The 16,928-nt window shown below is 60.5% G+C and carries 13 protein-coding genes; 10 read left to right on the forward strand and 3 right to left on the reverse strand.

The window, feature by feature from the left end; all coding sequences use genetic code 11:
- Positions 1–322 precede the first annotated feature (322 nt).
- The 3 genes from BM403_RS20285 (at position 323) to pgm (ending at position 4,903) form a co-directional block, all read left to right on the forward strand.
- Positions 323–1,747, forward strand: coding sequence for a hypothetical protein (locus BM403_RS20285; RefSeq protein WP_012724333.1), 1,425 nt, complete (start codon positions 323–325; stop codon positions 1,745–1,747).
- Positions 1,744–3,150 carry an aminotransferase-like domain-containing protein gene (locus BM403_RS20290; protein ID WP_012724332.1) on the forward strand — a complete coding sequence of 469 codons (1,407 nt, stop codon included), beginning with the start codon at positions 1,744–1,746 and terminating at the stop codon, positions 3,148–3,150. Before BM403_RS20285 ends, BM403_RS20290 begins: the two co-directional genes overlap by 4 nt.
- 106 nt (positions 3,151–3,256) lie before the next feature.
- Entirely contained in the window at positions 3,257–4,903 is a 1,647-nt protein-coding gene (gene pgm, locus BM403_RS20295) for a phosphoglucomutase (alpha-D-glucose-1,6-bisphosphate-dependent) (RefSeq protein ID WP_012724331.1), read from the forward strand.
- A 146-nt stretch (positions 4,904–5,049) separates the two neighbouring features.
- Here pgm and BM403_RS20300 read toward each other — a convergent pair whose 3' ends face one another.
- Positions 5,050–5,745, reverse strand: coding sequence for a pirin family protein (locus BM403_RS20300; protein ID WP_046036303.1), 696 nt, complete (start codon positions 5,743–5,745; stop codon positions 5,050–5,052).
- A 219-nt stretch (positions 5,746–5,964) separates the two neighbouring features.
- On the opposite strand from BM403_RS20300, the gene BM403_RS20305 reads away from it, so the two are divergent.
- Entirely contained in the window at positions 5,965–8,412 is a 2,448-nt protein-coding gene (locus tag BM403_RS20305) for a UvrD-helicase domain-containing protein (protein ID WP_093544395.1), read from the forward strand.
- Positions 8,413–8,488: 76 nt separating this feature from the next.
- Here the strand turns inward: BM403_RS20305 and BM403_RS20310 are convergent, their stop codons facing one another.
- On the reverse strand, positions 8,489–8,761 hold the full coding sequence (locus BM403_RS20310) for a DUF1652 domain-containing protein (RefSeq protein ID WP_003217129.1): 273 nt from the start codon (positions 8,759–8,761) through the stop codon (positions 8,489–8,491).
- A 261-nt stretch (positions 8,762–9,022) separates the two neighbouring features.
- Here BM403_RS20310 and BM403_RS20315 point away from each other — a divergent pair, with 261 nt between their 5' ends.
- The 4 genes from BM403_RS20315 to BM403_RS20330 are packed head-to-tail and all read left to right on the forward strand — an operon-like array spanning position 9,023 to position 12,796.
- A complete protein-coding gene (locus BM403_RS20315) occupies positions 9,023–9,832 on the forward strand; it encodes a helix-turn-helix transcriptional regulator (protein WP_093544398.1) in 810 nt (269 codons plus the stop codon).
- 49 nt (positions 9,833–9,881) lie between these two features.
- Positions 9,882–11,288 (forward strand): NAD(P)/FAD-dependent oxidoreductase, encoded by a 1,407-nt coding sequence (locus BM403_RS20320; protein ID WP_093544401.1) that lies wholly within the window; start codon positions 9,882–9,884, stop codon positions 11,286–11,288.
- A 26-nt stretch (positions 11,289–11,314) separates the two neighbouring features.
- Positions 11,315–11,656 carry a cupin domain-containing protein gene (locus tag BM403_RS20325; RefSeq protein WP_012724326.1) on the forward strand — a complete coding sequence of 114 codons (342 nt, stop codon included), beginning with the start codon at positions 11,315–11,317 and terminating at the stop codon, positions 11,654–11,656.
- Positions 11,657–11,716: 60 nt separating this feature from the next.
- Positions 11,717–12,796: a polyamine ABC transporter substrate-binding protein gene (locus BM403_RS20330; protein WP_093544404.1), complete on the forward strand. Its 1,080-nt coding sequence runs from the start codon at positions 11,717–11,719 to the stop codon at positions 12,794–12,796.
- 318 nt (positions 12,797–13,114) lie between these two features.
- Here BM403_RS20330 and BM403_RS20335 read toward each other — a convergent pair whose 3' ends face one another.
- On the reverse strand, positions 13,115–13,900 hold the full coding sequence (locus BM403_RS20335; RefSeq protein ID WP_012724324.1) for a helix-turn-helix transcriptional regulator: 786 nt from the start codon (positions 13,898–13,900) through the stop codon (positions 13,115–13,117).
- Between the two features lie 199 nt (positions 13,901–14,099).
- Between BM403_RS20335 and BM403_RS20340 the strand changes: the two genes are divergently transcribed.
- On the forward strand, positions 14,100–15,464 hold the full coding sequence (locus tag BM403_RS20340) for an APC family permease (protein ID WP_012724323.1): 1,365 nt from the start codon (positions 14,100–14,102) through the stop codon (positions 15,462–15,464).
- Positions 15,465–15,473: 9 nt separating this feature from the next.
- A complete protein-coding gene (locus BM403_RS20345) occupies positions 15,474–16,577 on the forward strand; it encodes a DmpA family aminopeptidase (protein WP_093544406.1) in 1,104 nt (367 codons plus the stop codon).
- Positions 16,578–16,928 lie beyond the last annotated feature (351 nt).

Below are 16,928 nucleotides of genomic sequence, written 5' to 3' on the forward strand. Positions count from 1 at the left end.
AAAAGTATCAATCCAATAAGTGGGAAAGTTGGTTGAGTTACAGGTCGGACGTTTCTTTTAATAATTGGTTAACGGTGTGTAAGCGCTTGTCGGAAAGCTCCTAGGAGTGCAAGCGAATCCATTTGACCCCAGTAAATCCGGTGGCTTACGCGCTTGCAGGCCTTGGGTGCTGCCCGAGGATACCTGTGTCGCTTTGTTGCGCAGTGCTAGTGTCTAGTCATCGGCGTACAAGGTTGTGCGCAAATTTCTTACACACGCAATAGGTCGAGCAAACACGCTCAGCGGTTGCTTGAAACCAATATTTCAACTCAGGTAGTCAGCAATGAGCACTATTCACGAGCAGGCCATGAATTATGTTTACCAACAAGTGCTGCAGCGTTTGATCGGGCACTTCGCTCGCGTAGAACGAACGGCACTCCAGTTGTTGGTCCAACGTATCGTTGTGGCAGCGGGAGGCATGGAGCAAGTGGGGGACTACAAGGTGTTGATTGCCCATGGTGGCGGCGCCGTCAGCAGCTATACGTTGGCGCTGTTACGTGCTGCACAGTTGACCATTGCTGGCCGAGCACCCCGGACCTTTCAGTTGCGCGTTGCAACATTGCGACACGCAGGCATGACCGAGGGGACGCTCAACGGCCTCAATCAGGGCTATGGCCGCCTGTTTCTCCACGATGATCCAAGGGTTGAGCTACTCATGGTGGAAAACCAGGAGGTATTGCCCTTCAACCCTCTGCGACCCGCGTCTACGGTTGGGCGCGAAACCAGCCAACGCAATAGGCTGATGGTCGGCCACATGAGCTCAGGTGACTGTCGCACGACCCTGTGCAGTGATACTTACCTTGCCCTGGGGGATTTCTACCAGCGCGTCACCACGTGGAGCGGCGGCGTGCACGCGGTGGTCAGCGGTGACTCGCCGCGCAAGCAAGGTCAGTATCTTGCCTGGCTCAAGGGCATGGCAGCCGGCGCGGGTGTCGCCATGCCGGAGACCTGGCCATCGTCGCTCACAGGTTTGTTTGCACGCATGGACGAGTTGAGCGTCGGTTACTACCGCGATGTGTATGGCGAGCACTATGCGGCAAGTGACAACCCCAGCAAGTCCGGTCACCGTCACTTGGCCTATATTGGCATTGCGGATTTGCTCAGCGACGCAGACCTCTCATCCTCGTCCATGCTCTCCGAGTTCATGGCCTTTACCCCTGATCCGCTGGGGTTTCATTTCAGCCATCCGAACTATTCCAACCCCCTGTTGATGGCCCATTTGCGTGGGTTGCAGGCCCAATCCCTGCGAGACCTGGATTATGAGGCCGGCGTTCAGGGCTTTATCCAGCAGGCGACCCACTACCTGCGCCGCATGCACGTGCCCGAAACGTTGCTCATCGAAGCGGGCAGCCGTGAAGGGCGCACCCTAGCGAGCACGTACGCCCAGCAGTTCTTTGGCCTGGACGAAACTCAATTGATTTGCCTGCTGTTCTCGCCGTTTATTCATCATGGAGAGCGGCTGGAAGGCTACTTGCGCCAATGCCATCCGGGCATGCTGGTGGCCCTGCCTGAACTGCACAAGGTCCTGCAGGGCAAGCCATCCGCCGATATGCTGCAACAGTGGGTCACCGACACCAGCGGCTTACCAATGCCATTGCTGCAGCAGCTTTACCGCAAGCGTCCATCGGTTACCGCGAGTGGCAAACTGCACGATGCTGGCGCTCTGTCCGGCGACAGCGCGCAGGCCTGTCAATTGTCCGGGCGATGACACTGCACGGCGAACGGCAGGCGGATTTCGCGTATCAGGCGGTTTACCGCTACCTGATCACGTTGATCAACGAAGTCAGCACCGATACTCGGGTAAAACTACCATCCCTGCGGCAATTGGCCGGGCGCCTGAACGTATCGATCTCCACTATCCAGTACGCCTACGCATTGCTGGAGAAGGAGGGTAGGGTGTATTCGGTAGCCAAGTCGGGTTACTACGCCTGGCCTCTCTCGGCAAACTCGCTGACGTGGGCCGGTGGCGATCTGCTTGACCGACTCTATGCTGCGGCGCGGCGGCCGGGCATGGCGGTGCTCAGCGGGGATGAGCCCGCGCTGCTGGCCTCTTTGGATGGAACCCTGTTGCGCCTGGAGCGGGAGTTGGTGCGCCACTACCCGGCCCAGGCGCAACCCTGGTCCCAGCCGTGTGGCGTATGGGAGCTGCGTGCGGCACTGGCGGCACGCTACACCTCGTCACCCACGCGCTGCTGGCATGCCGATGACGTCTACCTGGGGGCCGATCTGCGCGGTGTCCTGGACATCCTTATCGACGTACTGGGCCTGAGGGGGACTGCGGTGATTGTGGAATCCCCCTGCGACTGGCTGATCCTGCGCCTGCTCCAGGATGCCGGGGTGCGCATTATCGAATTGCCCTGGACGCCGGAAGGGTGCCTGGATCTGGCAACCCTTGAGCAACAGCTGTGCGATGAGTCGGTGCATCTGGTATTGCTATCGTCTGTGGTCAGCCTGCCCTCTGGGGTCGCCCTCTCTGACCGCGACCGCGTGGCCGTCGCGCAACTGCTCGATCAGTACGGTTGCTGGCTACTGGAAAACGATACCTTTGGCGAGCTGGGTTTCAAGGAGCCGCAGGCGACGTTACGCGAGCTGGTGAACCCTGAACGACTGGTGGTGTTTTCCTCTTTCGAGAAAATACTCGGCGCGGAAGCCCCCTATGGCTACCTGCTGTCCCGGCGCATGAGCAGCGAACTGCAGCGCCAGTTCCTGTTGCGTTCCTTTCGCTTATCGTCGATCCGCCAGCGCGCGATTGCGCGACTTTATCAAAGCGGACGAGTCGACCAGCACCTGCGCGAACTGCGCTTGCAATTACGCGAGCAGGCGGAGGAAATGAGCCAGCGCCTCGACCGGCACCTGGGGGATCAAGTGGCGTACCGCGTGCCGGCCGCCGGGGCGGTGTTCTGGTTGGCTTCCACACGGACGGTAGACATGCGCCATGTGTTCCAGCAATTGCTTGCCCAGCAGGTGGTGATTGCCCCCGGCGAGCTGTTCAGCGTCAGCGGCCTGCACCAGCAGAATTTGCGCTTGAGCAACACCTTTCATGGGCAACCCAACTTGGATATCGCTCTGACCGCCATCAGTGAGGCACTGCGTCAGGCCCAGATTGGATGATTGTGCGAAGTTTCTCTGCCTGCTATAGGATCGATACCGTCGCGCAGCAGTCCAACTCTCAGTAAACTGCCATTTTTTTCCGAATCCTTCTTTCCGAGGTTTATGCATGACAATCAGTCCTTTTGCGGGCAAACCGGCGCCAGCCCAGTTGCTGGTGGATATCCCGCGACTGGTTACGGCCTACTACACCGGCCAGCCTGATGCAGCAATCTCCACCCAGCGCGTGGCGTTCGGTACGTCCGGCCACCGTGGCAGCTCGTTCGAGCTGAGCTTCAACGAGTGGCACGTGCTGGCTATCAGCCAAGCCATCTGCCTGTATCGCGAAGCCCAGGGCATCAACGGCCCGTTGTTTGTTGGCCTGGACACCCACGCACTGTCGACACCTGCCGGCGCCAGCGCCCTGGAAGTGTTGGCCGCCAATGGCGTGCACGTGATGCTGGCGGAGGGCGATGAGTACACACCGACCCCGGCGATTTCCCACGCCATCATCTGTTACAACCGTGGCCGCACCAGCGGCCTGGCCGACGGCATCGTCATCACGCCGTCGCACAACCCGCCGCAGAGTGGCGGCTACAAGTACAACCCGCCCAATGGCGGCCCGGCCGACACCCATGTCACTAAGTGGATCGAAGCCAAGGCCAATGAGCTGCTGGCCAACAAACTGGCCGGGGTCAAACGCATGACCCACGCCCAGGCACTCAAGGCCGACACCACCCATCGCCATGACTACCTCAACAGCTACGTGGCTGACTTGGTCAATGTGATCGACATGGACGCCATCCGCAGCGCAGACCTGCGCCTGGGCGTGGATCCGCTGGGCGGAGCAGGGGTGCGCTACTGGTCGGCGATTGCCGAGCACTACCGCCTGAACCTGGAGGTCGTGAACACCGAAGTCGACGCCACGTTCCGCTTCATGAGCGTCGACTGGGACGGCCAGATCCGCATGGACCCGTCTTCCAGCTACGCCATGCAAGGTCTGATCGGCCTCAAGGAACGTTTCGACGTGGCATTCGCCTGCGACCCGGACCACGATCGTCACGGCATCGTTACCCCGTCCGGCGGCCTGTTGGCACCGAACAACTACCTGGCCGTGTCCATCGACTACCTGTTCCAGAACCGTCCTGACTGGCGCGCTGACGCAGCCGTGGGCAAGACCGTGGTCAGCAGCGGCCTCATCGATCGGGTGGCAGCGCGTATTGGCCGTCGCCTGTACGAAGTGCCGGTCGGCTTCAAGTGGTTTGCCGATGGCCTGTTTGAAGGTTCACTGGGCTTTGGCGGCGAAGAAAGCGCCGGCGCGTCGTTCCTGCGCAAGGACGGCACGGTCTGGAGCACTGACAAGGACGGCTTGATCCCGGCGCTGCTGGCCGCAGAAATGACCTCGCGCAAAGGCCAGGACCCCAGCCAGATCTACCGTGGCCTGACCGATGCCCTGGGCGAACCGTTCGCGATCCGTGTCGACGCCAAGGCCACCCCGGCGCAGAAAGCCTTGCTGGGCAAGCTGTCACCGGACCAAGTGACCTCCACCCAGTTGGCCGGGGAAAGCATCCAGCAGATCCTCAGCCACGCGCCGGGCAACAACCAGGCAATCGGCGGGTTGAAGGTGATGACCGAAAACGGCTGGTTTGCCGCACGGCCGTCGGGGACCGAGGATATCTACAAGATTTACGCCGAGAGCTTCATTGGCGAAGATCACCTCAAGCAGTTGGTGGAAGAGGCGCAGGTGCTGGTAGACGGTGCTATCAGCGCTAACTGAAAACCCGCTGTATACAATGGGGGGGCGGTTTTTCGTGGCGAGGGAGCTTGCTCCCGCTCGATAGCGCAGTTGGATTCGGCTTTTGGGGGCGCTTCGCACCCCAGCGGGAGCAAGCTCCCTCGCCACAAAAGCCGGCCCCTACAAGGTCAGGCCAAGTCGACTAGGACAATCTCGCTGTCTTCAATCGCCGTCACCCGCAACACCTGCTCATCCTCCACCGCAACACCGTCTCGAGCTTGTGCACGCAAGCCATTGACTTCAATCACACCGGTCGCCGGCACCAGGTAGGCACGGCGCCCGCTGTCCAGCCGGTATTCAGCACTTTCCCCCGCTTTCAGGTTCGCTGCCACCAAGCGTGCATCCGCACGAATGCGCAGGCTCTCGCTGTCCCCGGCCTTGCCGCTGGCCAGGGTCACAAAACCTTCGCGATCGCCTTTCGGAAACGGCTTGGCGCCCCAGGCAGGTGGGAGCCCGGCTTCGTTTGGAATGATCCAGATCTGGAAGATCTTGGTCGGCGCCGCTTCCAGGTTGTACTCGCTGTGGGCGATCCCCGTGCCTGCGCTCATCACCTGCACATCACCGGCCTCGGTGCGGCCTTTATTGCCGAGGTTGTCGGCGTGGCTGATCGCACCTTCACGTACGTAGGTGATGATCTCCATATCGCGGTGAGCGTGCTGCGGGAAACCGGTGCCGGGGGCGATGATGTCGTCGTTCCAGACCCGCAGGTTGCCCCAGTGCATGCGCTTGGGGTCGTGGTATTCGGCGAATGAGAAATGGTGATGGGCGTCAAGCCAGCCATGATGGGCGCCGCCCAAGGATGTGAAAGGTCGAAGTTCAAGCATGATCGTCTCCTGTTGATGGCGCCTATGATCCGGCAGGTCATGATCGATAAAAAGCGTAAAAAATGCCTAATTCCTATCAGTGGATTAGATTGGTTGATGGCGTTTTGACTTTCAGTTCATCGCCTAACTGCATGACAGCAAAGCAATTGGCTGGAACTGAGCGTCGATTCCGGCGACCATGGCGCACTTGCAAAAACCCAACTCGTCGCAGGAGTCCGTGTGTCGCAACAAAAGCCTGATCTTCCTCCCGAACTGCGCCCCCTGGCCGAGATGCCTCTGTTCAAACGCCTGGCCGCGCGCCTGTTCGGCCATGGCCTGACCCGTTTGCGCGCCCAGCACCGGTTTTCCTGGTTGCACGGGCAGGCTGACGGTTTTCGCAGCGGGCACGAGGCGGGCGTAGAGTACGGCTATCGCGAAGGTAAGGCCGACGGCCTCGAGCAGGGCCGGCAGGTTCTGCTGATCCGTGACTTCCGCCCGGAGGAGCACCGTGCGCCGGGGGTGGATGACAGCCTGTTCGATGATTGGCGCCTGCCCCTCACCGCCGAGCTGAAAAAGCGCATCAAGGCTGACGTCGCGCGATTGCTACCGGCCCACGCCCAGCCGAGCACGGCGCAATGGAAGATGATTTTCAGCGATACGCCCTCTACATCCGTGATTGCCGGAGCCGGTGCGGGTAAATCAACGTCGTTGGTGCTGCGTATTTTGCTGCTGACCCATTACCTGGGTTTTGAGCTGAGCTCGATGACGGTGGTGACCTTTACCCGTGAGTCACGCAAAGACTTCATCAGCAAGCTCATGCAGATTTTCAGTGTGTGGGGCCAACCCATTGATATGAAAGAAGCGCAGGGCGTGGTGCGTACCTTTCACTCGCGCATCCTGCCCATGGTGCGTAGCCTGCCGGGCTTTGAGCGTCTGCAAGCGTTCGAGAACCTGAACACCGGTTTTGAAGACGCTGACAGCAACCCGTTCGACCTGCGCATCAACGAAGCCCAGCGCCAACAAATGAATGCCTGCTATCACCGGCTGCACGGGCAGCACACGCGCTTTCGTGAACTGATTGCGCCGCTGGCGCGCCATGGCCTGCAGCTCAAGGAGCTGGAGCGCGATCACCCCGATGTGCAAAAACGGGTGGCGGTGACCGAGCTGGCGGCCAAGCGCGACGAAGAGCTCTGCGATGTGATCGAAGACTTGTGGTTTCGTGCGGGCGCCTGGCCGATCAAGGGCATTGAGCCCAACCGCCGGGCCCTGGAGATCAATGGCGCGCAGTTTCACTGCCATGGCTATATTCCCGAACTGGACGCCTGGGTAGTGCTGGGCTTCGATTCACGGGAAAACGCCCAGATCAACCGGCCCAACTCAAAACTGTCTGTACGGGCAGAATGGGCGGTTAAGCGCACATTGTTTCAAGCTTTCTGTCGTAAGCCTTTGATATGGCTTGATAGTTACGAATCTTCGAAGCGGCTTTTGAGCAGCCTGGCTGGGGATGCCACCGCCGGGCCAGGCTTTGATTACAAGGTCAAAGGCGAGTTGGCCTCGGCGCCGTTGCTGGACAGTTTTGTAATGGCCGCCGGGTTTATCGAAAACCTGGGGCTGGATGTACCCACGGCAGTTGGGCAGATGAGCTTCGCCAAGGATGATCCGGACCGCTATTTCTTCGAAGCCCTGAGCATCTTCTGGAAAGCCTTGGAAGATCACCTGCTCGACCAATCGCCGCCGATCATGACGTATAACCGCATGTTTTCACTGTTCGGCGAAAATACCCCGGAAAATCTCAAGCTGCTCAGCGATCCACTGTTGCGGCCGCTGTCGCACCTGATGATCGATGAATTCCAGGACGTTTCGCCGCAAATCGTCTCATGGCTACGCGCCAGCCTGCGTGAGATCCGCAGCCGTGGCCCGGCCATGCACGTCGGTCGCGGCGCCCAGCGCTCGTCGCTGCTGTGCGTGGGGGATGACTGGCAGTCGATCTACGGTTGGCGCGGGAGTTCGCCCAAATACTTCATGGCGTTCAATCAGGAATTTCCGTCACCCGCCACCACCCGCGTGATGCTGGGTGAGAACTACCGCAGCCATCAGCACATCATCGATGCCGCCGAGCATATCGTGCGGGCCGCACCGGCTATTCCTGGCAAGAAGGCCAAGGCCAGCGGGGCGCCCAAGGCGCTGGTGCCGGTCAAGGTACTGGAGCGGGACGATGCGGCATTGGGACGGCAGTTGGCGGAGCATTACCAACGCGGCGAATCGGTATTAATGCTTTATCGAAAAAGCAGCGATAAGCTACTGATTCAAGAGCATATTCAGCCTGTAGTTAATCTGGATTCTAGCTTGCCGCCACCGGCGCGCAGGCTCAAGCAACTGACCTATCACAGTGCCAAGGGCCTGCAGGCTGACGCGGTGTTTTTGCTTGGGGATTGCCAGCACGTGACCAGCTCGCCCTACAAGAACCAGGTGTACCGCATGGCTGGCCTGGGCAAGGACGGCGACAGCGAGCCGTATGACACCGCGCAAAAAGACGAAGTGCTGCGCCTGGCCTACGTGGGCATTACCCGCGCGGTGAGCCATTGCTATTGGTATGTGGAAAAGCCCGAAGGCCAGGCGGTGAACGTGCCCAAGGCGTCGGAGCGGGTGGATGGCAGGAAAGCGTTCTTTGATGATCAACGCGGCTAGCGAGTGAATGGCATTGAACGATGGGAGGGGGCTTGCCACCTCCCAGAGGGGATATGTGTTGTTTGAACGATTGAATTCAGGCCCGCAATGACAGCGGCGGTACAAACGACTCCAATTCATCCTCCACCGCTTCGATAATCCGCTCTACGTCAGCCGCGTTCATCACCGTGGCGCAGGGGATGCCCGCGATGGCAATCAGTGTCTCGCCACTGGCGCGGTCGAACAGGCGGGCGATCATACTGCCGGGCGCGTCCATGCTGGCTTCAAAACCCATCGGATGAAAATGCCAGCGCATCAGCTGGCAGGCGTTGGGGAACGTCACTTTGTTCATGTTGCCCACCTTGTTCATTGAGCGCTTCCTTTAGCTCGCGGCAGGGGGCCATGACCTTCACTGGTCGTGGCATCGAAGAACTTAAAAATAGCATTCGTTCGAGACCGGAACGTGAATTTTTTGACCCCGTTCAGCGGTTGTTTCCACTTGGGTTGATGTGGGTCATGACCTGCGTACATTTTAGCAAAAGGCCATCATCCTTGAGGGGCCAATAAGCCGTTGAAGGCTCCGGCAAAATTCGGCAATCTCCACGGTTGTTTAACCGCCTTCGAGCCTTCCATGCCACACATCGCCCCAGACGATGACTCCCAGCAATCCCAAGCCACGCGTGAGTTGGTGCTGCGCCACCACCTGTGTTGGCGCCATCGGGACTTGGAAGGCGTGATGTCCTACTACCACCCGGACATCCAGTACCACGACTTTTTCCAGAACCGTGTCGTCGGTTCCGCCGAATTGCGCGACTACCTGCAAGCCAGCATGCCCCGCGAGGCCGATGAGGCGATCGAGCACACCGACCGCATCCGCGCCGACGGCGATACCGCGTTCATCCAGTACCGCATTACCTTGCGCGGCGGCCAGGGCCTGGTGTCGTTCCGTACCAGCGAGGCCATCACCGTGCGCGACGGGTTGATCTGGCGGGTCAACGAATACGCCTCCCTGGTGCATGAGCAGCCGGCCCAGGCTGCGCGGCCTTCGGTCAGCCGCCTGGGCCTGTCGCCCCAGCAATTGGGGCATATGGCCAATGACCTGCAGCAGTATTTCGAACACAAGCAACCCTACCTGGACCCTGAATTGGATCTGCAGCGGGTTGCCAAGGAGTGTGGCTACAGCCGCAATCAGATTTCCTACCTGCTGAACCAAGTGCTGGGACAAAGCTTCTATCGCTATGTGAACCAGGCGAGGCTCCAGCATTTGCTGGCCGCATTGGACAGGGCCACTGCGCCGATCAAGGTTGACGACCTGGCGTTTGCCGCCGGCTTCAACTCGCTGTCGGCGTTCTACAGCGCCTTCCGCCAGCACACAGGCCAATCGCCCAAGGCCTACGTCAAACAAATTTCCCTGCGTGCACGCGCGCAAGACAGTCCTTAACGCCGCGCTCTAGGATCGCCCCTATCGAAACGAGGTAGGGGAACCTGGCATGCCGGCATGGCGCACTATCAGTTTATGGATGGACCAACTGGACGACCCGCTGCACGCGCGGCCCGCCCTGGAGCATGACCTGGACGTCGACGTGGCCATTATCGGCGCCGGTTACACCGGGCTGTGGACCGCTTACTACCTGAAACGCCAGGCCCCTGAGCTGAAAATCGCCATCGTCGAAGCGCAGACTGCCGGTTTCGGCGCCTCCGGCCGCAACGGTGGCTGGCTGATGGGCAACCTGCTGGGTGAGGACCGCTTGCTCGCCGGCTTGAACCCTGAACAACGGCGCGCCTCGTTTGACCTGTTGCACGCCATCCCTGACGAAGTCGCCCAAGTGCTGGCGCGTGAAGGCATCGACTGCGATTACCGCAAGGGCGGCGCCCTATACTGCGCGGCGCGTTACCCCGAGCAGGAAGGCAGCCTGCGCCGCTATCTGGACACACTCTACGCTCAGGGCCTGACCGAAGCCGACTACCGCTGGCTCGGCCCGCAGCAACTGGCCGAACAGGTCCGCATCGCCAAGCCCTACGGCGGCATTTATGCGCCCCACGTCGCGACCATCAACCCGGCCAAGCTGGTGCGCGGCCTGGCGCGGGTGGTTGAGCGCCTGGGCGTGACCCTTTACGAAAACAGCCCGGTCACCCACTGGCAGTCCGGCAGCCTGCGCACCGCCAAGGCCACTGTCCGGGCCGCCTGGGTGGTGCCGGCGGTGGAGGGCTACGCCAACACCTTGCCACTGCTGGGTCGCTACCAACTGCCGGTGCAAAGCCTGATCGTCGCCACGGAGCCCTTGCCGGCCAGTACCTGGGATGAGATCGGCCTGAGCCACGGCCAGGCCTTTGGCGAAAGCAGTCGCCAGGTCACCTACGGCCAGCGCACGGCGGACAACCGCCTGGTGTTCGGTGCGCGCGGCGGCTACCAGTTCGCCGGGAAACTGCGCCACAACTTCGACTTGACCGACAGCGAGGTGGAACTGCGTCGCTACCTGTTCGGTGAGCTTTTCCCCCAGCTCAAGAACGTGCGGATTACCCATTCCTGGGGCGGCAACCTCGGCATGTCGCGCCAGTTCCGCCCGCACATGCTTTGCGATCACAAGACCGGCATTGCGCTGTCCGGGGGGTATGGCGGGGAGGGCGTCGGCGCCTCCCACCTGGGCGGCCGCACCCTGGCCGACCTGATCCTGGGCCACGACACCCCGCGGGTTCACCAGCCCTGGGTGATTCGCGAACGCGGCCTGGAAGCGCTCAAACCCTGGGAGCCCGAGCCCTGCCGCTGGCTGGGCTACAACGCGATCATTCGCAGTTTTGTCCACGAAGACCAGGTGTTGGCCGACCCCACTACCGCCCCTTGGCGCCGCAAGCTGGCGACCGGCGTGGCCGGGTTCATGGAAGGCTTCATGCACTAAGACGTTTCACTCACACGGGAAAACCCATGAGCATCACTCAATTCAAAGACACGCTGAACGCCCACCTGCCGGACTCGTCGCCCGTCGCGGTGCCCCTGGGTGAGCCCATCGCCGTGGCCTCGACCCTGAGTGTCGAGCGCAGCGACGGCGTCGAGACCGGCATCTGGGAATGCACCCCAGGGCGCTGGCGTCGGCAGATCAAATCCCAGGAGTTTTGCCACTTTATCCAGGGCCGCTGCACCTTCACCCCGGACAACGGTGAAATTGTCCACATACAAGCCGGCGATGCACTGATGTTGCCGGCCAACAGCACCGGCATCTGGGACATCCAGGAGACCGTGCGCAAGACCTACGTATTGATTCTGTAACGCTTTGATCCTTGATCGCCTGCCATAAAAACAGCCCTAAAACCGCCAGGAAATCGAACCATGAAAGCCATTGCCCTGTTGCCCTTGATGTTGGTGGCCTCTGTCAGCCAGGCCGCCGAGACGGTGAAAATCTACAACTGGTCGGACTACATTGCACCGAACACCACCCAGAACTTCCAGAAAGAAACCGGCATCGGTTTCACCTACGACGTGTACGACAGCAATGAAACCCTCGATGGCAAGTTGATGACCGGTAAATCCGGCTACGACGTGGTCTTCCCGTCGAACCATTTCATGGCCCGGCAGATCCAGGGCGGCGCATTGAAGAAGCTCGACAAGCGCCAGTTACCCAACTGGAAGAACCTCAACCCGGTGCTGCTCAAAGCCCTGGAGAACAATGATCCTGGCAATGCCCATGGCTTCCCGTACCTGTGGGGCAGCACCGGCATTGGCTACAACATCGACAAGGTCAAGGCGGTACTGGGCGACAACGCGCCTGTCGATTCCTGGGACTTAATCTTCAAGCCCGAGAACATGGCCAAGCTGCAGAAGTGCGGGGTGGCGATTCTGGATAACGGCCCCGAACTGTTACCGGCCGCACTCAACTACCTGGGTTTGCCGCACCACAGCAAAAAGGCTGAGGATTATAAGAAGGCGCAAGACCTGTTGATGAACGTGCGACCCTACGTGGCGTACTTCCACTCCTCGAAATACACCGCAGACCTGGCCAACGGCGACATCTGCGTGGCGGTCGGCTTCTCCGGCGACATCCTGCAGGCTGAAAGCCGTGCCAAGGAAGCCAAGAATGGCGTGAACATCGGCTACAACATTCCCAAGGAAGGCGCCGCGATCTGGTTCGACATGGTGGCCATGCCTGCCGACGCGCCTAATGAGAAAGCCGGCTATGCGTTCATGAACTACCTGCTACGCCCGGAAGTGATGGCCGACATCACCAACTACGTGCACTACGCCAACGGCAACCAGGCCGCCGACAGCCTGGTAGACCCGGCGATCAAGGCCGACACCAAGATCTACCCAAGCCCCGAGATGATGGGCAAGCTGTTCGCACTGGAAGCCATGCCACTGAATATCGACCGCGTGCGCACGCGGGTGTGGAACACCATTCGCACCGGCCGCTGAGGCCTGATGTAAACGGACCGCTGTTGGGGTGAGCCCGCTTGTTGTGGTTAGCCGGCTTGGTGTGGTGAACCCGTTTGTTGTGGTGAGCGGGCTTGCCCCGCGCTGGGGCGCGAAGCGGCCCCAATAAGGTCGCCGCGGTTATCCAGATAAACCGCGGTGCTTGGCCTTGGGGCTGCTTCGCAGCCCAGCGCGGGGCAAGCCCGCTCACCACACGAAGCCCATTCACCACACCAAGCCGGATCACTACACCAAGCCGGATCACCACACCAAACCCACTCACCACACCAAGCCCGTTCGACCTACCGGCCCACAAACGGGTCAGGGATTCTCCAGATCATGCCCCAACGACTGGATAAACAACGAAAACAGCTCCGGCTGTGACGAGATATCCAGCTTCGCGTACAAGTGCCGACGGTGCACTTTCACGGTGTCCGGCGAGATATTCAGGCGTTCGGCCATGGCCTTGGACGAGAACCCGCGCAGCACCAGGCGGGCGATTTCCAGTTCGCGGTCCGAGAGCACGCCACAGCCGAACTGGCTCAATGCATCCCTGATCTGGCTGTCCATCGCCGGTGCTCGCTGGGTGCTTTGCTGCCAGTGCTGTTGCATCAGCGGTAATACCCAGGCGGCCATGGTTGTCATCAGCCCGGTCTCTTCAACACTGAAGCGCCGCTGCCTGCCCAATGACAGCGACAACGTCCCCGCGCCGGGCAATTGCAGAATCAATTGCACCTCGTCCTCCAGCACGTTGTCGTGGAAGTAATTGAGGAAGTACTCACTCTGGCGGAAATGATCCGGCGCCACTTCCTCCAGGCGGTACACGCCGCTGGCGTAACCCTCGCGACACGCCTGGAAAAACGGGTCGAGCAAATACAAGCCATTGAGGTACACCAGCATCGACGCCGGTTTGCTGCTGGGTTGGGCGTCGTATTCTTCCAGGGCCTGGGGCGGTCCTTCCAGGGGGTAGAAGATCGCCAGGGCGTTATCGAAAGGCAGGCACTGGTGCAACAGCAGCACCAGCTGTTTCCAGAAACGCTCGGTGCCGATGTGTGCGACGGTGCGGCCCAGGCCGGCGTGCATCCCAACCTCCCGAAACAGGCTCATGTGACAGGCTCCCGCCAGCAAAAGATCGGGCAAGGGTTCGGCTTTTGCCGGGTCGCGTCAAGGGGAGTACGCCAATAGGGGAATTGGCGGGCATAGGCCCAATGTTTATCTTCGCCATCATTGAGCGGGAAACATATCCCGTGACTCTCAGACTTTTCGTATCTGCCTCACACCAAGAACAACGAAAGAGGATAACGATATGAGCACTTCCCCCACGCCCAACAGCGTGCTGAAACCCACCTTGAGTGTCTTCGATGTAGTGGCCATCACCGTGTCGGCGGTGACGCCGGCCAGTTCCGTATTCGTGATCGCGCCCTTTGCCATCCAGCAGGCCGGCAGCGGCGTGTTCCTGGCGTTTGTGATGGCCGGGTTGCTCGCACTGATGTTTGCCTTTTGTTACGCCGAACTCGGCCGCGCCCACAACAGCGCAGGGGGTGAGTATGTGTACGCCAAGCGCGTGTTCGGTGGCATGGCGGGCTATGCGACGTTTCTGACGGTGCTGGTGATGTTGCTGTTTATCCCACCGGTACTGGCCACCGGCGCGGCGACCTACCTGAATAACGCCCTCGGCACCCGGTTCGACTCGCAGACCGTCGCCTTGGTGATCGTCGTGTGCAGTTACGCCCTGGGCATCCTCAATATCAAACTCAATGCCTGGATCACCGGTACCTGCCTGTTGCTGGAAATCGCCGCGTTGCTGGTGATCGTGGTGATCGGCTTCGGCAACCCGGTGCAACCGGCCAGCGTGCTGTTCCAACCGCAGATCGTCGAAAACGGCGTGCTGCACCTGGCGCCGTGGGCCCTGGTGATCGGCGCGGTGGGTATCGGCCTGTTTTCCTATAACGGCTATGGCCCGGCGGTGTTGCTGGCCGAAGACATGAAATGCGGCGGCAAAGGCGTGCACAAGGCGGTGCTGTGGTCACTGGGGTTGGTGGTGATCATCGAGCTGGTGCCAATCACCGCACTGTTGATCGGCGCACCGTCCCTGAGCGCGATGATCAGCAGCCCGGACCCCATCGGCTACCTGTTGAGCAGCCATGGCAATGAAACCTTATCACGGCTAGTCAGCGCCGGAATCTTCCTGTCGGTGTTCAACGCGATTGTGGCGATCGTGATCCAGATCGGCCGCGTGGTGTTCAGCAGCGGGCGCGATGCGCTGTGGACGCCGAGCATCAACACGCTGTTCACACGCATTCACCCACGCTGGGATTCGCCCTGGTTGGCTACGCTGTTCCTGGCGATTCCTTCGGCGCTGCTGAGTTTCAGCTCCAACCTGGCCGACCTGACCTCATTCAGCGTGCTGCTGATCATGCTGGTGTACCTGATGGTGGCGTTGAGCGCCTTGATGAGCCGGGTATTGCTGCGTGATCGCGAGCATCCCTATCGCATGCCGCTGTGGCCGTTGCCGGCGGTGCTCGCGGTACTCGGCGCCGGTTACCTGTTGGTCACCCTGGTGGCCGCCGCTTCGGTGCGGGACATCATGATCATCATCGGCCTGCTGGCGCTGTCGGTGATCCTGTATTGCATCAGTGGCCGGTCGAGTCCGGTCTTCCAGAAATTGTAAGGAGTGGTTATGCGCGCACGTCAATTGGGGGTTACGTTAGGGCTGGGCACGCCTGGAGAATGGAACGCCATCACCGATGTGCCCGGTGTGCGGGTTGGCCACAGCACGCTGAACACACGTATCGATGGCAAGCACGTGCGCACCGGCGTCAGCGTGATCCAGCCGCGTGCAGGGGAGTCACGCCAACAACCGTGCTTTGCCGGGTACCACGTGCTCAATGGCAACGGTGATGCCACCGGCCTTGAATGGGTCAGCGAGGCGGGGTTGCTGACCACGCCGCTGGCCATCACCAATACCCACAGCATCGGCATGGTGCGCGACAGCCTGATCGCCCTTGAGCGCGAGCGCCTGGCGGACCCGGCGGTGTACTGGTGCATGCCGGTGGTGATGGAGACCTATGACGGCCTGCTCAACGATATCTGGGGCCAGCACGTGGGCCCCGAGCATGTGCGCGAAGCCGTGGACAACGCCGCCACCGGTCCGGTGCAGGAAGGCGCGGTCGGGGGCGGCACCGGCATGATCTGCCATGAGTTCAAGGGCGGCATCGGCACCGCATCGCGGCGCTTATCGGCGGAGCAGGGCGGTTGGACCGTCGGCGTGCTGGTGCAGGCCAACCATGGCAAGCGCCAGGAACTGCGGGTGGATGGCTACCCGGTGGGGCGCCGGTTGATGGACATTCCGTCGCCCTTCGCCGAGCAAGGCACGCCGGGCATGGGCTCGATCGTGGTGATCCTCGCCACCGATGCGCCGCTGTTGCCGCACCAATGCCAGCGCCTGGCGCAACGCGCGTCGATCGGTATTGCGCGTACCGGCGGCGGTACCGAGGATTCCAGCGGTGACCTGTTCCTGGCCTTTGCCACCGGCAACCAGGATTTGCCAGCGGCGGATTACGGACGCAAGGGCCTGCCTTTCAGCAGCGCGTTGCAGATGGTCAACAACGACCATATTTCGCCGCTGTTCAGCGCCGCGGCCGAGGCTGTGGAAGAGGCAATCATCAATGCGATCCTGGCCGGAGAGGACATGCTCACCGATCAAGGTGTGCTGGTACCCGGCCTGAGCGGTGACACGCTGTTGTCGGTATTACACAAAACAGGCTGGAGGGTGTCCCGGTAATAGGGGGCACGCGAAGTTATTAATACAAGTAATGGCCGTTTAATGTTGCTAATGACACCCTGGCAATATAATGGATCCAATTATTAACAGCGCCAGACAACTTAGGCCGCGTTAGCGCTATTTAATATTTAAATAACCCAAGGTTGTTTTTGTCGGACAAAGTCAACCCCGCCCAACAAACACGGCGCGCAAATTACTTAAGTTGTTTGCGCGCCCGAATCTAATGCTGGAAAAGATGTAGACGAAAGATTTCAAGTTGTGTCAGTTTTCTTACGCCTTCAAAAGAGGCGAGTGATAGGACGATCTCGCCCGCGGGGTGCCTATCGATCAAAGACTGAAGCACTTGCAAAC

The sequence above is a fragment of the Pseudomonas sp. OV546 genome, assembly GCF_900116845.1.
Lineage (GTDB): Bacteria > Pseudomonadota > Gammaproteobacteria > Pseudomonadales > Pseudomonadaceae > Aquipseudomonas > Aquipseudomonas petroselini.